The sequence below is a fragment of the Asticcacaulis sp. genome (genome assembly GCF_035497195.1).
Taxonomy (GTDB): Bacteria; Pseudomonadota; Alphaproteobacteria; order Caulobacterales; family Caulobacteraceae; genus Asticcacaulis.
In genome coordinates this window covers 581,998-596,009 of record NZ_DATJDZ010000014.1, presented here as the reverse complement: position 1 = coordinate 596,009, position 14,012 = coordinate 581,998, and the positions used below count along the sequence as shown (strand labels likewise).

The following is a 14,012-nucleotide window of genomic DNA, read 5'->3' as shown; positions in this document are numbered from 1 at the left end:
GAGGTGACAGCCCGTCTTCGGGCTGACGGAGGGGGCTACTAAATCAGCCCCTTTTCGGTCGCCAACGCTTTCAGCGACACCTGCGCGCGCGGGCCATAATGACCGATCACTTCCGCCGCCGCCAGTGACCCCAGTTCGGCGCAGGCGGTGACGTGCAGGCCCTGTGTCAGGCCGAACAGCACGCCTGCCGCGTAGGAATCCCCCGCGCCGGTGGTATCGACCACCTGGTCGCAATGCGCCGCCTTGATCGTGTGGGTGTCGTCCATCTTGGCGACGACCGAGCCTTGTTCGGAGCGGGTGATAAAGGCCAGATCGGCCTTGGTGCGCAGCCAGCCCAGCGCCTTGAAGAAGTCGTCGGTCTGGAACAGGGCCAGCAGTTCGCTTTCATTGGCGAAGACGACATCGATATGGCGGTCGATAAAGGCCAGCAGGTCTTCGCGCCAGCGATTGACGACGAAACCGTCCGACAGGGTAATGGCGGTCTTGCGACCCGCCGAACGGGCGATCTGCGACGCCTTGGCGAAGGTTTCGCGGCCCGACGGCGTATCGAACAGGTAGCCTTCGAGGTAGGTGATCTGCGACGCCTTGATGATGTCCTCGTCGAGGTCCTTCGGGGCGACCAGGGCCGCGGCGCCCAGAAACGTCGCCATCGTGCGCTGGCCGTCCGCCGTCACGTTGATCAGGCAGCGGCCGGTCGGGGTCGGGTCGTCATGCAGCACCGGCGTACGGAACTCGACACCCATCTTGCGCAGGTCGTGCGCGAAGAACTCGCCCATCGTATCATGCGCCACCTTGCCGACATAGGCGCATGTGGCGCCAAACGACGCCGCGCCGGAAATGGTGTTGCCGGCCGACCCGCCAGACGCCATTTCGCTCTCGGCCATCGCATCCGACAGGCTGAGGGCGCGATGTGAATCGATCAGGGTCATCGCCCCCTTGGGCAGGTCATGCCGGGCAAGAAAGGCCTCATCGGAGGGGGCGAGCACATCAACAATGGCATGGCCAACGGCGGTGATATCATAGGTGATCGTCATAAAGAGCGGTTCTCAAATTTCAGTTGCGATGTCCTAACCTAATGATCAATAAAGAGTCCATGAGCAAGCGTATTCTGATCCTGACACCCAATCCCGCCCATCCGTCGCATCATGGCCGCTGGCCCTATGTGCTGGAGGCCTACCGCGAGGCCCTGGCCGGCATAGACGCCGAAATCTTCGATCAGCCGTGGTCGGAACCGGTTACCGAGGCGTTCGACCTGATCGTGCCGCTGGTCGCCTGGGGCTATCACAACGCGCCCGATGACTTCCGCGCCGCCATGACTGCACTGGCAGGCCAACGCGTGTTCAATCCGCCGGAAATCGTAAGCTGGAATGTCGACAAGCGCTATCTGCGCGATCTTGCCGACGCCGGCATCCGCATCATCCCGACCCTGTTTGTCGATCAGGTGAGCGACAGCGAGGTGGCGCGCGCCCGTGTCGATTTCGGCCAAAAAGCGCTGGTGCTCAAACCTGTGGTTTCGGCCGGCGCCAAGCATACGCTGGTGTGGGAGGGCGACCGCCTGACCGACGCCGACGCCCCCCCGGAAGGCCAGGCCATGATCCAGCCCTTCATGCCGGCCATCCAGTCCGAAGGCGAATGGTCCCTGCTCTATTTCGCCGGACAATTCTCCCATGCCGTGCTCAAGACGCCAAAGGCGGGCGATTTCCGCTCCCAGCCCGATTACGAGGCGAATCTGCGCACGCTCGAAGCGCCCGCCGCCGCCCGCGCCCTGGCTGACGCCGCCATCGACTTCATCGGCCGCGATCGCCTGCTCTATGCCCGCGTCGATATGGTGCGCGCGTCCGATGGTGGCTTCTGCCTGATGGAACTGGAACTGATCGAGCCTGATCTTTACCTGACCTACGATCTCGAAGCCTCGATGCGCTTCAAGGATGCGGTTGAAGCGGCGCTTCATGTTTGCGGCTGTTCAAGTCCTGATCATGTTCATTGAAACCGACCGCCTGATCCTGAAACCGCTGGCCGCCACGGATTATGATTTCCTGTGCGCGCTCTGGGTCCAGCGCGGGGTCTACCATCACATCACCGGCAAGCCGATGCGGCCGGAAGAGGTGTGGCTGCGCCTGCTGCGCGATATCGGCCACTGGCAGGTTTTTGGCTTCGGCAACTGGTCGGTCCGGCTGAAAGACATCGAGCAGCCGATCGGCGTCGTCGGCATTTTCGACTATAAACGCGACATCAAGCCGGCTTTTGATACGCTTGAAACCGGCTGGGTGTTCGATCCGGCCTTTCATGGCCAGGGCTATGCCAGCGAGGCGCTGGCCGCCGCGCTCACCTGCGCCGACGACACGCTGAACCTGCCGCGCCTTGTCTGCATGATCAGCCCGGAAAATGAGGCGTCGCTGAAACTGGCGCTGAAATCCGGTTACAAACCCCTGCGTGACAGCACCTTCCACGGCGAGTCGGTATTTATTCTGGAGCGCTCACATCCTTAAATCTCCTCCGCTTGACGGTCTCAGTTTTTCATGATTAGTTATTTAGATAATTAGCTAATTGAAATTTTCAGGGATTTGCCATGTCACAGGGTTTTGAAAACATCGACCGTATTGACCCGGCTGTTGAAGCGGACGCCGTAAATGGGAAAGTCGTCTATGCTCTGGTCAAATCGCTGTTTCTGCTGAGCATGTATGCCGCCACGATCTACGGACTGATCCATTATCTGCGCTGGGATACCGCCCTGCTATTCGCCGTTAAAACAGTAGCCGTCCTCTTGCTCGGCCACAGCGTCGGGATGCACCGCCGGCTGATCCACAAGAGCTTCGGCTGTCCCTTATGGCTCGAACGCACGCTGGTCTATTTTGGTGTCCTGGTAGGACTGGGCGGGCCGTTCGCCATGATCCGCACCCACGATTTCCGCGACTGGGCGCAGCGTCAAAGGCAATGCCACGATTATTTCGCCCACCGTCGGCCCATGATCATCGATGCCCTGTGGCAAATGCACGGCGATGTTCGGCTGGACCAGCCACCTCACCTGACCATTGAATCCGAGGTTGCCAATGATCCGTTTTATCGCTTTGTCGATCGCCACTGGATCGCTGTCCATCTGCCGTGGATCATCGTCTTTTATCTGCTCGGTGGCTGGGCCTGGGTGATCTGGGGCGTCTGCGCACAAATCGCCACTACCGTGACCGGTCACTGGCTGATCGGCTATTTTGCTCATCAGGCGCATAAGGACGACTGGCAGGTGCAGGGCGCCGGTGTACAGGGCCGAAATGTCCATCTCACCGGCCTGATCACTATGGGCGAAGGCTGGCACAACAACCATCATGCCTTCCCCGGTTCGGCGCGTATCGGCCTCTACAAGGGCCAGAGTGATCCCGGTTACCGCTTTATCAAGGCGCTGGAAGCCTTGGGTCTGGCTTGGGATATCAGGGTGGCGAAGGACCTGCCCCATCGCCCGCAATTGCAATGGTCAGATGGCGCGGAACCGCATTTCAAGCCTGACACCAGGCTATGCCCATCCCTTCTTTGGATCGGTAGACACGCCCGTCTGCATCCTTAAATCAGCGGTGTGAAATCGACGCCGATCTTCGGACACAGATCACGCACAATACAGATTTCACACTTCGGTTTGCGGGCCACGCAGACATAGCGGCCATGCAGGATCAGCCAGTGGTGGGCGCGGGTCAGCCAGTGCTTCGGGATGATCTTCATCAGCTCGGCCTCAACCTTGTCCGGTGTATCGGCCGCAGCATCGACGATCCCCAGACGGTGCGACACGCGATAGACGTGGGTATCCACCGCGATGGCCGGCTCGATATCCATCTCATTCAGCACCACACTGGCCGTCTTGTTGCCGACGCCCGGCAGGCTCAACAGCGCCGCGCGGTTCATCGGCACCTGACCGCCGTATTGCGCCAGCAGGATGCGGCACATCTCCATGACATTCTTCGCCTTGTTGCGATAAAGCCCGATGGAACTGATCATCTTCATCAGCCTGTCTTCGCCGAGCGCCAGCATGTCGGCCGGATTGTCGGCGATGGCGAACAGCGGCCCGGTCGCCTTGTTGACCGATACATCGGTGGCCTGCGCCGACAGCGCCACCGCCGTCACCAGGGTAAAAGCGTTGCTGTAATTCAGTTCCGTCTTCGGCTCCGGCTTGTCCTGTTCGAAGCGCTCGAACAACTGGCGGATCAGTTCGGGATCGGGCTTGCGGGGCTTGGTGGTTTTCATCACAGGTCTTCAGCATTAGGGTCAGCGTCTCTTATGCCCGATTCTTGGAAACCCTGAAATGCCCGCCATCCTGTTCGTTTGTCTTGGCAATATCTGCCGCTCTCCCCTGGCCGAGGGCGTTTTCCGCCATCAGGTGCAGACAGCGCGGCTGGCGCATCGCTTCACCATCGATTCCGCCGGCTGCGGTGGCTGGCACGCAGGCGAATTACCCGACAAGCGTTCGGTCGCCGTGGCGCAGGCGCACGGCATCGACATTTCCGACCAGCGGGCGCGGCAGATCCATCTCGACGATTTCGATCGCTTCGACCTGATCCTGGGGCTTGATCGTGATAATGTCCGTCACCTCACCGCCATGCAGCCGCAAGGTTCACAGGCGAAGGTGGCGCTCTACCTCGAAGAGGCGCTTGGCACAGCGAAGAACGTCCCCGATCCCTATTATGGTGGCACGGCCGATTTCGAGGCGGTTTATCACCTGTGTGAAAAAGCCGGCGCGGGCTTGCTAAAAGCCCTCACAAATGCCTGAATACCGGCACACTTTATACCGAGGACATCATGGCAGAACAAAAACCGGACACCGATTTTTTCAAGCGCGTTGACGAACACATCGCCCTTTCCAATGAACAGTTGAAGACAATGGAAGGCGCGCGCGTCGCCATGTCCGGCACCTTCGCCGCCGCCCGTTTTTCCGCCTGGATGTGCGCCAATTATGACGGCTCCGGCGAGCGCATGAAGCAGCGCAAGGACGAAGCCATGCGCATCTTCACCGAGGAATTCCGCCGTATGTTCGAGGAAAGCTACGACGACTACACCAACAACTACAGCCGCTACAAAGCGAAGGCTCTGTAACCATGTCCACCCCCGAAGAACTGGCGTTTACCGCCCGCGCCAAGGCGCACATCGACATCTGTAACGAACAGAGCGCATCGGCCCATGCCGAAGACGTCGCCCTGTCGGCGCTCTATGCCGCCGCGCGTTATGGCGCCTACCTGTGCATCAACGGCAATGGCTCCGGCGAACAGATGGCGGCCCGACGCGCCGAGGCCACCCTCATGTTCGAGGAGCAGTTCCGCCAGATGTTCCACGATTGCTACGACGAGTTCGCCAGCAATTTCGAAGTGGCGAAATAGCTACAGGATATAGCGGCTCAAATCAGCGTCTGTGGCGATATCGCCCAGGCGCTTTTTGACGTAATCGGCGTCGATTTTCACCGTCTGTCCGGACATATCGGACGCCGTGTAGGAAATCTCCTCCATCACCTTCTCGATGACGGTTTGCAGCCGGCGGGCGCCGATATTTTCCACCTTGGCATTGACCGTGGCCGCCGCCTCGGCCATCACGGCGATGGCGCTGTCTTCGAACACGAGGGTCACACCCTCGGTCGCCATCAGGGCCTGGTTCTGCCGGATCAGATTGGCTTCGGGTTCGCTTAAGATGCGGCGGAAATCCTCCTGGGTCAGGGCCTTGAGTTCGACGCGGATCGGCAGGCGGCCCTGCAATTCCGGCAGCAGGTCAGATGGCTTCGAAACGTGGAAAGCCCCCGATGCGATGAACAGGATATGGTCGGTCTTGACCGGGCCGTACTTGGTAGACACCGTCGTGCCCTCGATCAGCGGCAGCAGGTCGCGCTGCACGCCTTCGCGTGACACATCGGAGCCACCGCGATCGGAACGCGAGGCCACCTTGTCGATCTCATCCAGAAAAACGATGCCTTCGTTCTCGGCCAGTTTCATGGCTTCATTCGCCACCGAATCCTGATCGAGCAGCTTGTCGGATTCCTCGGTGATCAGGCTGGGAATAGCGGCCTTCACGGTCGTCTTGACCGTCTTTTTGCGGCCGCCCATCGCTTTAGAGAGCATGTCGCTGAGATTAAACGCGCCCGCCTGCTGGCCGGGAATTTCCATGATGCCGACCGGCGCGCTGTCAGCCAGGGAAATCTCGATGTCCTTGTCGTCCAGTTCGTTGTTGCGCAGCTTCTTGCGGAAGCTTTCGCGCGTCGCGGCGGCGGCGCTTTCGCCCACCAGTGCATCGAGCAAACGCTCCTCGGCGGCGGCCTCGGCCCTGGCGCGCACACCGGCGCGGTTCTTGTCCTTCACCATGATCATGGCGGCTTCCACCAGGTCGCGCACGATCTGATCGACATCGCGCCCGACATAGCCGACCTCGGTGAACTTGGTCGCCTCGACCTTGATGAAGGGCGCCTGTGCCAGTTTGGCCAGCCGGCGGGCGATCTCGGTCTTGCCGACGCCCGTAGGCCCGATCATCAGGATATTCTTCGGGGTGATCTCGTCACGGATCGAGTCATCGGTCGCCTTGCGCCGCCAGCGGTTACGCAGGGCGACGGCCACGGCCTTCTTGGCGTCGTGGTGGCCGATGATGAAGCGATCAAGTTCGGAAACAATCTCGCGGGGAGAAAAAGTCGTCATTTTCAGGCACTCAGTTTCGGGTTTCGAGACATAAGCGTAACGCCGTCCCGTGTTTCAAGAATTTCAAAGCCGGCGGCTTTATACGCCTTGATGGCGCGATCATTATTTGCGTTCGGATCGATCACCAGGCGGATCGCACCCTTCGCCAGCAGGTCGTCGCCGAACTGGCGCAGGATTTGCGGACCAAGCCCCTCGCCCGTCAGCGACACATCACCGATAAACAGATCGACGCCCAGTGTGCCTTTCGGCTGATCGGGGCCACAGACACAAGACTGGATATAGCCGATCGGGCGTTTGTTCAGTTCGACGATAAAGGCCGCGCCGTCATCCGAACCAATCAGGTTCAAGGCTTCCTCAACCTCATCCTCCGGCGTCGAGCCAGCTTCCGTCCACCAAGGCTGAACATGTGGCGACGCCATCCAGATCAGGAGCAGACCGGCGTCGCTGTCCTTGAGGGGCCGGAAGGTAATCACGTTTCGAGCATCTCAAGCGTCAGGTGGTCATTGGTATAGACGCAGATGGAAGACGCGATCTTCATGGCCTTGCGGGCGATGACCTCGGCGTCGGGTTCATATTCCAGCAAGGCCCGCGCCGCCGACAGCGCATAGACGCCGCCCGAACCGATAGCGGCCACGCCATCCTCCGGTTCGAGCACATCGCCGACGCCGGTAATGGTCAGGACCGTGTTTTTATCGGCCACCAGCAGCATGGCTTCCAGCCGGCGCAGATAACGGTCGGTGCGCCAGTCCTTGGCGAGATCGACACAGGCGCGCGCCAACTGGTCCGGATACATTTCCAGCTTGGCTTCCAGACGTTCCAGCAGGGTGAAGGCGTCGGCCGTGGCCCCGGCAAAACCGGTGATCACCTTGCCGCCCTGGAGCGTGCGCACCTTGCGCGCTCCGCCCTTGACGATGGTCGGCCCCATCGAGACCTGGCCGTCTCCGGCGATGACCGTCTTGTTGTTCTTGCGCACGGCAATAATGGTGGTGCCGTGCCAGTTTGGAAAGGGGGAGTTATGTTCGCTCATGCGCCTGTAATTGGCCCCTTTGCCGACCGTATTCAAGAGCTTTTGCGGCGAAACCTCTGCGACACGTCATCCCAGACGGGAACAATCGCAACCACGGCCAGCATGCACCGGCGACAAAAGCCAGTACAACCTTAATAATAGGGACAGTCTCCCGGCCATCGGCAAATAAATTGATGTGGTCATGGCCGCCGCCGCACCCTATATGGAAACCATGCTGACAGACGATGAAATCGACCGCTACGCCCGCCATCTGGTGCTGAAGGAAATCGGCGGCCAGGGGCAAATGAAGCTCAAAGCCGCGAAGGTGGCGTTGGTCGGCATGGGCGGGATCGGCTCGCCGGCCGCGCTCTATCTGGCGGCGGCCGGCATCGGGACGCTTGGCCTGATCGATGATGATGAGGTGAGTGTGAGCAATCTGCAACGGCAGGTGCTGTTCGGCGCGAAGGATATTGGCGCGTCAAAAGCAGAGGCCGCCGCTGTGCATCTCGACAATCTCAATCCTTATTGCGACTGCCGCGTTCACCGCCTGCGCCTGACAGAAAGCAATGCCGCCGAGGTGCTTGGCGGCTACGACATCGTGCTCGACGGCTGCGATAATTTCGAGACCCGCCTGCTGGTCAATCGCGTCTGTCATGACCTGAAAAAGCCGCTGGTTTCGGCGGCGCTGGGGCGTTTCAGCGGCCAATTGGCGACCTTCGACTGTCGCCCTTGCTACCAATGCCTGGTGCCGGAAACCCCGCCCGATGCCGAAACCTGCGAAAGGGTCGGCGTCGTCGGCGCCCTGGCCGGCGTCATGGGATCGCTGGCGGCGCTGGAAACGATCAAGGTCATCACCGGCGCCGGCGAAACCCTGCGCGGCAAGCTGCTGATCTTCGACGGTCTCGACATGACCTCACGCATCGTCAGACTGGCCGCCGACCCGGCGTGTCCGGTGTGTGGAAGCCAGTCAGCCTAGGCCGCGCTCGCACCGCTTTGCGGGGCGGGCACCGGAATGCCGGCGTCGCCATATTCCTTGAGCTTGTTGCGCAGGGTGCGGATCGAAATGCCGAGGATATTGGCGGCGTGGGTCCGGTTGCCGAGGCAATGCGACAGGGTGTCGAGGATCAGCGTCTGTTCGACCTGGGCGACCGTTGAGCCGACAAAGGTACGCGCGGCGCTTTGGGCGGCCTCGGCGGCGCGGTTGACGTAATCCATGCCGATCGGGGCCACCGGATTGAGCGGCTGGCCATCCGGCAAACGGATCGCTTCGGCGTCGATTTCCGCCCCCGGAGAGAGCAGCACGGCGCGGTGCATGGCGTTTTCCAGCTCACGCACATTGCCCGGCCACGGATGGGCCTGCAAACGGCGCTTGGCCTCCAGCGAGATCGGCTTGAGCGCAATGGCATTGGCCTCGGCATATTTCTTGGCGAAATATTCCGACAGGGCCAGAATATCGGCCGGACGGTCACGCAGCGGCGGCAGGGCCAGATTGATGACGTTGAGGCGATAGAGCAGGTCTTCGCGGAAAGTCCCCTCCTTGACGGCCTGAACCAGATTGCGGTTGGACGTCGCCAGCACGCGGATATTGACCGGCACCGGCTTGGCACCGCCAACACGATCGATCACGCGTTCCTGCAGGGCGCGCAGCAGCTTGGCCTGCAAGCGGGTATCCATTTCGGAGATTTCATCGAGCAGCAGGGTGCCGCCGTCAGCCTCCTCGAACTTGCCGATACGCCGGGCCATCGCGCCCGTGAAAGACCCTTTTTCATGGCCGAACAGTTCCGATTCCAGCAGATTATCGGGGATGGCGGCGCAGTTGACCGAGATAAACGGCCGCGTGGCGCGCTTGCTCTTTTCGTGCAGGTAGCGCGCCATCACTTCCTTGCCGACGCCACTCTCGCCGGTGATCAGGATCGAGGCATCGCTTGCCGCCACCTGATCGGCCAGTTTCATGACCGCCAGCATGGAGGGATCGACCGTCACCAGAGGACGGGAATCGTCGGATACCGCCGCCAGCACCGCCGCGATCAGTTCGGCGTCGGGCGGCAGGGGGATGAATTCCTTGGCGCCCTGGCTGATGGCGAAGGCCGCCTTGCGCGGATCAGGATTGACGCCGCAGGCGACGACCGTGACGAAGATATGCTCACGCTCGTTGGCCTCGATCAGCGACTTGATATCAAGTTCGTAATCGACCATCAAAAGGTCCGCGCCCTGGCCTTTCAGCAGGGCGGCCGTGGCCTGGGTCGGCGTCTCGACATGCGCCACCTTGGCGCCGGTTTCCATCGCCATCTTGACCGCGACGGAGAGCTGGCCGCTCAGCTTGCCTACAACTAACAGTCTCATTGACCCGCATCCTCACTCTTGATGATTTCCGTCATGGTCACGCCCAGACGATCATCGACCACCACCACTTCGCCACGCGCGACCAGGCGGTTATTCACATAAATATCAATCGCTTCACCGACCTTCCGGTCGAGTTCTAGCACGCTGCCCTGCCCCAGTTTCAGCAACTGCGACACGGACATGTAGCTCTTGCCCAGCACCGCCGAAATATTGACCGGCACATCGAAAACCGGCGCCAGATCGGCGGCGGACTTGTCGCCTTCGTCTTCCGGACCGACGCCCGGCATACCGGCGTCTTCAAAATCTTCCAGACCCAGATCGGCCATGACTTACTCCTTACTCATGGGTGCGGGATTGATGATATGCCTCGGCTTCGAGGGCTTCATTGAGGGCGTGTTCGAGCACCTCGAACACCTGTTGCGGATTGTATTCGGCGCGGCCGTCGCTCCACACGACTTCAAAACCGCCCTTCGGCAGGTTCGGATGGTCGCGGAACTGCACGGCGCCGATGTAGCCGGCCATGATGGCGGCTTCCTCGGCCAGAGCTTTCAGCTCATCACTCGGATTGCTGGCGGACAGGATCAGGCGCGTCGCCGGTTCGATCTCCTGACCGAGCGCATCGAGCGCGGCGGTCAGGGGCGCTTCGGGGAAGCGGTCCAGCGCCTCGGCGGCGATCTTTTGCGCGCAGACCAAGGCCAGGCGGACGGCGGCTTCCTTGTGGGCGTGGATGGCGTCGGTCAGGCCGCCAAGGCCCTGCTGCGCGGCGTCGGCCAGGCTCTGCAAGGCGGCGGACTGCGCCATCTGCGCGCGGGCGAGCGCCGAGTTCTCACCCGCGGCCTGGGCGGCCTGACGGATCTCCTCGACCTCATCGGGGGTATAGAATTTCTTCGGCGGCGGCGCGGGCCTGGAGACGACATTGCCGCCGGCGCCAAAGACGGTGCCGAACTCGAAGCGCTTGTGAACGGTCTGGGTCATGCGGCGACTCCCATCAGAACTCCCCCTGATTTCAGGGGGAGGTGGCCTGCAAGGCCGGAGGGGGTTAAAACCCAAAGGATGAGCTTGCAGATACGGCGGGATTTAACCCCCTCCGTCGCTGCGCGACACCCTCCCCTGAAATCAGGAAAGGTTCCATTCTTAATAAATAAGCTCATCATCGCCTCCCTGACCGGCCAGCATGATTTCGCCCTTGGCGGCCAGGTCCTTGGCGACCTGCACCATCGCCATCTGCGCCGCATCGACGTCCTTGAGGCGCACCGGCCCCATCGATTCCATGTCGTCGCGCATGATCTTGGCGGCGCGTTCCGACATGTTGGACATGAACATATCGCGCAACGCATCCGACGATCCCTTGAGCGCCAGCGCCAGTTGATCGCGCTCGACGGCGCGCAGCAGGGTCTGCACCCCGCCCGGATCGAGCTTCGACAGGTCTTCGAACACGAACATCAGGGCGCGGATGCGTTCGGCGGATTCACGGTTGCGTTCTTCCAGCGCGGCGACAAAGCGGCTCTCGGTCTGACGATCGAAATTGTTGAAAATTTCGGCCATCAGTTCGTGCGAATCGCGCTTGCTCGTGCGCGCCAGGTTCGACATGAATTCGATGCGCAGGGTCTGCTCGATCTTGTCGAGAATCTCGCGCTGCACCGGTTCCATGCGCAGCATCCGCTGCACGCATTCGAGCGCGAAATCCTCCGGCAAGGAGGAAAGCACCCGCGCCGCATGATCGGCCTTGATCTTGGAGAGGACCACGGCGACGGTCTGCGGATATTCGTTCTTCAGGTAGTTGGCCAGCACCGCCTCGTTGACGTTGCCGAGCTTGTCCCACATGGTCCGGCCGGCCGGCCCACGGATTTCTTCCATCAGGGCCTCGACCTTGTCGGGCGGCAGGAAGTTATTGAGCAGGCGCTGGGTCTGCTCGAACGAACCCATGATGGTGCCGGAAGACGACATGCCGGAAACGAACTCGACCAGCAGGTCTTCGACGACATTGGAACTGACCGTGCCGAGCGCCGACATGGCCTGCGAAATTTCCTTGATCTCTTCCTCATCGAGCGATTGCCACAGCGAGACGTGCTCTTCGCCGAGCGCCAGCAGGACGACGGCGGCCTTTTCCACACCGGAGAGGCGCTTCGGATCATCTATGATGTTTTTGCGGGGTACACTGGCCATGTCTTAATTCTCATGCAGCCAGGAGCGCAGGATCGACACCGACTCTTCGGGGTGGCGATCGACGAATTCCGACACCTTCTTGACCGACGAGGCCTTCACCTGACCTTCGATGCGGGCGATGTCGATACCCGAAGGCTCATTGACCACAGGCGCCAGGCCGCCATTGCCGATCTGCGGGAAATGGCTTTCGGCGGGGCCGCTGAGGCCATGAGCTGCGCCGGCCGGGGCCAGGCCTTCGGGGCCTGAGAGCGCCCCGCCATTGGCCGCGACCAGGTAATTGGTCGGCGACGAGGTGATGTATTTGAGCAAGGGGCGCGCCACCAGCAACAGGGTCAGCAGGGCGACGACGAACAGGACAGCCACTTCGAGGGCGCGCATGATGTCGTTCTTGTCGAAATTGAACATCGACGCCTTGCCGCCGGTGCCGCCGGCGACATCGATATCACCATGATTGAAACGGATATTGGTGACCTTGACAACATCGCCGCGCGTGGCGTCGATGCCGACGGCGGCGCGCACCAGGTCCTCGATCTTCTGCATGTCCTCCGGCGAGCGCGCGGCATAGACCGGCGGGGTTTTGCCGTCCTTGGAAGGCGTCAGCGTGCCATCGACCACGACAGCGACGGCCAGTTTCTTGACTTCGCCGGGCGCGGTGACAGAGGTGGTCGTCGTCTTGGAGATTTCGTAATTGGTCAGTTCCGAGGTGGTGCCGCTCTGCTGCGTGGCCGTGGAAGCGCCCGGCTGTTGCTGGCCGCCGGGAATATTGGCCGAGGCCGTGACCGCGCCATTGGTATTGGGGTCGGCGGTCTTGTCGTTGCTCTCCGAGGTCTGGGTCGAGCGGACAACCTGGCCATCCGGGTCGAACTGGATCTGTTCCTTGGTGGTGCTCGTCTGGTCGAGATCGGCGGTCACCGTCACGCGGGCCGCACCTGGCCCAACCACGCCTTCGACGATATCGGTGATGCGCTTGCGCAGGGTGTCCTCGACCTCATCGCGGTGCGCCGCGCCCAGGCCATTGGCCGATTCGTCGCCGCCCGCCGCCAGCAGGTGGTTGCGGTCATCGACGATGGTGACGTCCGACGGTTTCAGATTGGGCACGGCCGATGCCACGAGATTGCGAATGGCGCCGACCTGCTCGGCATTGGGATTGCCGCTCGACAGGCCGAGCACGACGGTCGCCTTGGCTTGCTGGGCACTGTCGCTGAACAGTTCGCGCTTGGGCATGACCAGATGGACACGGGTCGAGGAGACGCCTTTCAGGGTATTGATGGTGCGCGACAGTTCGCCTTCAAGGGCGCGCTGGTTATCGAGATTTTGCACGAACTCCGTCTGGCCGAGGGTCGGCGCCTTGTCGAAGATTTCATAACCGACCGAGGCCGCGGTGGGCAGGCCCTTGCCGGCCAGCATCATGCGCGCGGTGGCCACCTTGTCTCGGTCGACCATGATGGCGGAACCATCACCCTTGGCGGTGTATTTGATACCCGCCTGATCAAGATTGGTGGTGATCTCGCCGGCTTCCTTGAGGTCGAGATTGGAATAGAGCAGCGATTGCGGCTGGGCGCTGACGTGCAGGATAATCGCGGCCAGCACCGCGGCCACGCCGGCGGCCGCGCCCAGAATGGCCGTCAGCCGGCCGATACCGAACTTCTGTAAACCTGCGAAAAAGGATTCCACGCGTCTGACGCCCCATCACCAACAGGCGGACAAACGCATTGTCCACCGAACTAGGCAGTAATTTCCCAGTAGCCGGTTAATTTGCTGTTAATGAGTGGGGGCGATTTTATGAATTTAATCAGCCGACTGCGCAAAAAAGCTTATTCCGCATGGCACTTTGCTTTTTGGAACCG

At 61.3% G+C, this 14,012-nt stretch carries 17 protein-coding genes; 7 read left to right on the top strand and 10 right to left on the bottom strand.

Annotation, left to right across the window (positions count from 1 at the left end):
• Positions 1 to 38: 38 nt before the first annotated feature.
• Complete coding sequence (locus tag VL130_RS06880) at positions 39 to 1,034, bottom strand: adenosine kinase (protein ID WP_325362004.1); 996 nt, start codon at positions 1,032 to 1,034, stop codon at positions 39 to 41.
• Positions 1,035 to 1,093: 59 nt separating this feature from the next.
• Here VL130_RS06880 and VL130_RS06875 point away from each other — a divergent pair, with 59 nt between their 5' ends.
• The 3 genes from VL130_RS06875 to VL130_RS06865 all read left to right on the top strand — a co-directional run bounded on the left by VL130_RS06875 (position 1,094) and on the right by VL130_RS06865 (position 3,556).
• A complete protein-coding gene (locus VL130_RS06875; RefSeq protein ID WP_325362003.1) occupies positions 1,094 to 1,987 on the top strand; it encodes a hypothetical protein in 894 nt (297 codons plus the stop codon).
• Positions 1,950 to 2,489 (top strand): GNAT family N-acetyltransferase, encoded by a 540-nt coding sequence (locus VL130_RS06870; protein WP_325362002.1) that lies wholly within the window; start codon positions 1,950 to 1,952, stop codon positions 2,487 to 2,489. The genes VL130_RS06875 and VL130_RS06870 overlap by 38 nt, the downstream gene beginning before the upstream one ends.
• 80 nt (positions 2,490 to 2,569) lie before the next feature.
• Positions 2,570 to 3,556 (top strand): acyl-CoA desaturase, encoded by a 987-nt coding sequence (locus tag VL130_RS06865; RefSeq protein ID WP_325362001.1) that lies wholly within the window; start codon positions 2,570 to 2,572, stop codon positions 3,554 to 3,556.
• On the opposite strand, the gene nth is transcribed toward VL130_RS06865, so the two are convergent.
• The gene (nth, locus tag VL130_RS06860) at positions 3,553 to 4,227 is read right to left on the bottom strand and encodes an endonuclease III (RefSeq protein WP_325362000.1); all 675 of its coding nucleotides are present in this window, start codon (positions 4,225 to 4,227) and stop codon (positions 3,553 to 3,555) included. The genes VL130_RS06865 and nth overlap by 4 nt on opposite strands.
• Positions 4,228 to 4,285: 58 nt before the next feature.
• Between nth and VL130_RS06855 the strand changes: the two genes are divergently transcribed.
• Genes VL130_RS06855 through VL130_RS06845 form a run of 3 tightly spaced genes read left to right on the top strand, consistent with a single transcriptional unit; the run spans position 4,286 to position 5,354 of the window.
• Positions 4,286 to 4,750, top strand: coding sequence for a low molecular weight protein-tyrosine-phosphatase (locus tag VL130_RS06855; protein WP_325361998.1), 465 nt, complete (start codon positions 4,286 to 4,288; stop codon positions 4,748 to 4,750).
• A gap of 29 nt (positions 4,751 to 4,779) precedes the next feature.
• Positions 4,780 to 5,073, top strand: a complete 294-nt coding sequence (locus tag VL130_RS06850; RefSeq protein WP_325361997.1) for a DUF3144 domain-containing protein — start codon at positions 4,780 to 4,782, stop codon at positions 5,071 to 5,073.
• A 2-nt stretch (positions 5,074 to 5,075) separates the two neighbouring features.
• Positions 5,076 to 5,354 (top strand): DUF3144 domain-containing protein, encoded by a 279-nt coding sequence (locus VL130_RS06845; RefSeq protein ID WP_325361996.1) that lies wholly within the window; start codon positions 5,076 to 5,078, stop codon positions 5,352 to 5,354.
• Here the strand turns inward: VL130_RS06845 and hslU are convergent, their stop codons facing one another.
• The 3 genes from hslU to hslV are packed head-to-tail and all read right to left on the bottom strand — an operon-like array spanning position 5,355 to position 7,677.
• Positions 5,355 to 6,650, bottom strand: coding sequence for an ATP-dependent protease ATPase subunit HslU (hslU, locus tag VL130_RS06840; protein ID WP_325361995.1), 1,296 nt, complete (start codon positions 6,648 to 6,650; stop codon positions 5,355 to 5,357). It lies immediately after the preceding gene.
• Between the two features lie 2 nt (positions 6,651 to 6,652).
• The gene (locus tag VL130_RS06835; protein ID WP_325361994.1) at positions 6,653 to 7,123 is read right to left on the bottom strand and encodes a GNAT family N-acetyltransferase; all 471 of its coding nucleotides are present in this window, start codon (positions 7,121 to 7,123) and stop codon (positions 6,653 to 6,655) included.
• Complete coding sequence (gene hslV / locus VL130_RS06830; protein ID WP_325361993.1) at positions 7,120 to 7,677, bottom strand: ATP-dependent protease subunit HslV; 558 nt, start codon at positions 7,675 to 7,677, stop codon at positions 7,120 to 7,122. Before hslV ends, VL130_RS06835 begins: the two co-directional genes overlap by 4 nt.
• Positions 7,678 to 7,858: 181 nt before the next feature.
• On the opposite strand from hslV, the gene VL130_RS06825 reads away from it, so the two are divergent.
• Entirely contained in the window at positions 7,859 to 8,632 is a 774-nt protein-coding gene (locus VL130_RS06825; protein ID WP_325361992.1) for a HesA/MoeB/ThiF family protein, read from the top strand.
• Here VL130_RS06825 and VL130_RS06820 read toward each other — a convergent pair.
• The 5 genes from VL130_RS06820 to fliF all read right to left on the bottom strand — a co-directional run bounded on the left by VL130_RS06820 (position 8,629) and on the right by fliF (position 13,839).
• A complete protein-coding gene (locus tag VL130_RS06820; RefSeq protein ID WP_325361991.1) occupies positions 8,629 to 9,999 on the bottom strand; it encodes a sigma-54 dependent transcriptional regulator in 1,371 nt (456 codons plus the stop codon). The genes VL130_RS06825 and VL130_RS06820 overlap by 4 nt on opposite strands.
• Positions 9,996 to 10,325 (bottom strand): flagellar motor switch protein FliN, encoded by a 330-nt coding sequence (gene fliN, locus VL130_RS06815; RefSeq protein WP_325361990.1) that lies wholly within the window; start codon positions 10,323 to 10,325, stop codon positions 9,996 to 9,998. The genes VL130_RS06820 and fliN overlap by 4 nt, the downstream gene beginning before the upstream one ends.
• 10 nt (positions 10,326 to 10,335) lie before the next feature.
• The gene (locus tag VL130_RS06810; RefSeq protein WP_325361989.1) at positions 10,336 to 10,974 is read right to left on the bottom strand and encodes a flagellar assembly protein FliH; all 639 of its coding nucleotides are present in this window, start codon (positions 10,972 to 10,974) and stop codon (positions 10,336 to 10,338) included.
• A gap of 159 nt (positions 10,975 to 11,133) precedes the next feature.
• A complete protein-coding gene (gene fliG / locus VL130_RS06805; RefSeq protein ID WP_325361988.1) occupies positions 11,134 to 12,165 on the bottom strand; it encodes a flagellar motor switch protein FliG in 1,032 nt (343 codons plus the stop codon).
• Between the two features lie 3 nt (positions 12,166 to 12,168).
• Positions 12,169 to 13,839, bottom strand: a complete 1,671-nt coding sequence (gene fliF / locus VL130_RS06800; RefSeq protein WP_325361987.1) for a flagellar basal-body MS-ring/collar protein FliF — start codon at positions 13,837 to 13,839, stop codon at positions 12,169 to 12,171.
• Between the last annotated feature and the right edge of the window lie 173 nt (positions 13,840 to 14,012).

Bases quoted from the DNA above. Each gene is read 5' to 3' on its own strand.
- VL130_RS06880 (WP_325362004.1), bottom strand. From the start codon at position 1,034: ATGACGATCACCTATGATATCACCGCCGTTGGCCATGCCATTGTTGAT.
- VL130_RS06875 (WP_325362003.1), top strand. From the start codon at position 1,094: ATGAGCAAGCGTATTCTGATCCTGACACCCAATCCCGCCCATCCGTCG.
- VL130_RS06870 (WP_325362002.1), top strand. From the start codon at position 1,950: ATGTTTGCGGCTGTTCAAGTCCTGATCATGTTCATTGAAACCGACCGC.
- VL130_RS06865 (WP_325362001.1), top strand. From the start codon at position 2,570: ATGTCACAGGGTTTTGAAAACATCGACCGTATTGACCCGGCTGTTGAA.
- nth (WP_325362000.1), bottom strand. From the start codon at position 4,227: ATGAAAACCACCAAGCCCCGCAAGCCCGATCCCGAACTGATCCGCCAG.
- VL130_RS06855 (WP_325361998.1), top strand. From the start codon at position 4,286: ATGCCCGCCATCCTGTTCGTTTGTCTTGGCAATATCTGCCGCTCTCCC.
- VL130_RS06850 (WP_325361997.1), top strand. From the start codon at position 4,780: ATGGCAGAACAAAAACCGGACACCGATTTTTTCAAGCGCGTTGACGAA.
- VL130_RS06845 (WP_325361996.1), top strand. From the start codon at position 5,076: ATGTCCACCCCCGAAGAACTGGCGTTTACCGCCCGCGCCAAGGCGCAC.
- hslU (WP_325361995.1), bottom strand. From the start codon at position 6,650: ATGACGACTTTTTCTCCCCGCGAGATTGTTTCCGAACTTGATCGCTTC.
- hslV (WP_325361993.1), bottom strand. From the start codon at position 7,677: ATGAGCGAACATAACTCCCCCTTTCCAAACTGGCACGGCACCACCATT.
- VL130_RS06825 (WP_325361992.1), top strand. From the start codon at position 7,859: ATGGCCGCCGCCGCACCCTATATGGAAACCATGCTGACAGACGATGAA.
- VL130_RS06820 (WP_325361991.1), bottom strand. From the start codon at position 9,999: ATGAGACTGTTAGTTGTAGGCAAGCTGAGCGGCCAGCTCTCCGTCGCG.
- fliN (WP_325361990.1), bottom strand. From the start codon at position 10,325: ATGGCCGATCTGGGTCTGGAAGATTTTGAAGACGCCGGTATGCCGGGC.
- VL130_RS06810 (WP_325361989.1), bottom strand. From the start codon at position 10,974: ATGACCCAGACCGTTCACAAGCGCTTCGAGTTCGGCACCGTCTTTGGC.
- fliG (WP_325361988.1), bottom strand. From the start codon at position 12,165: ATGGCCAGTGTACCCCGCAAAAACATCATAGATGATCCGAAGCGCCTC.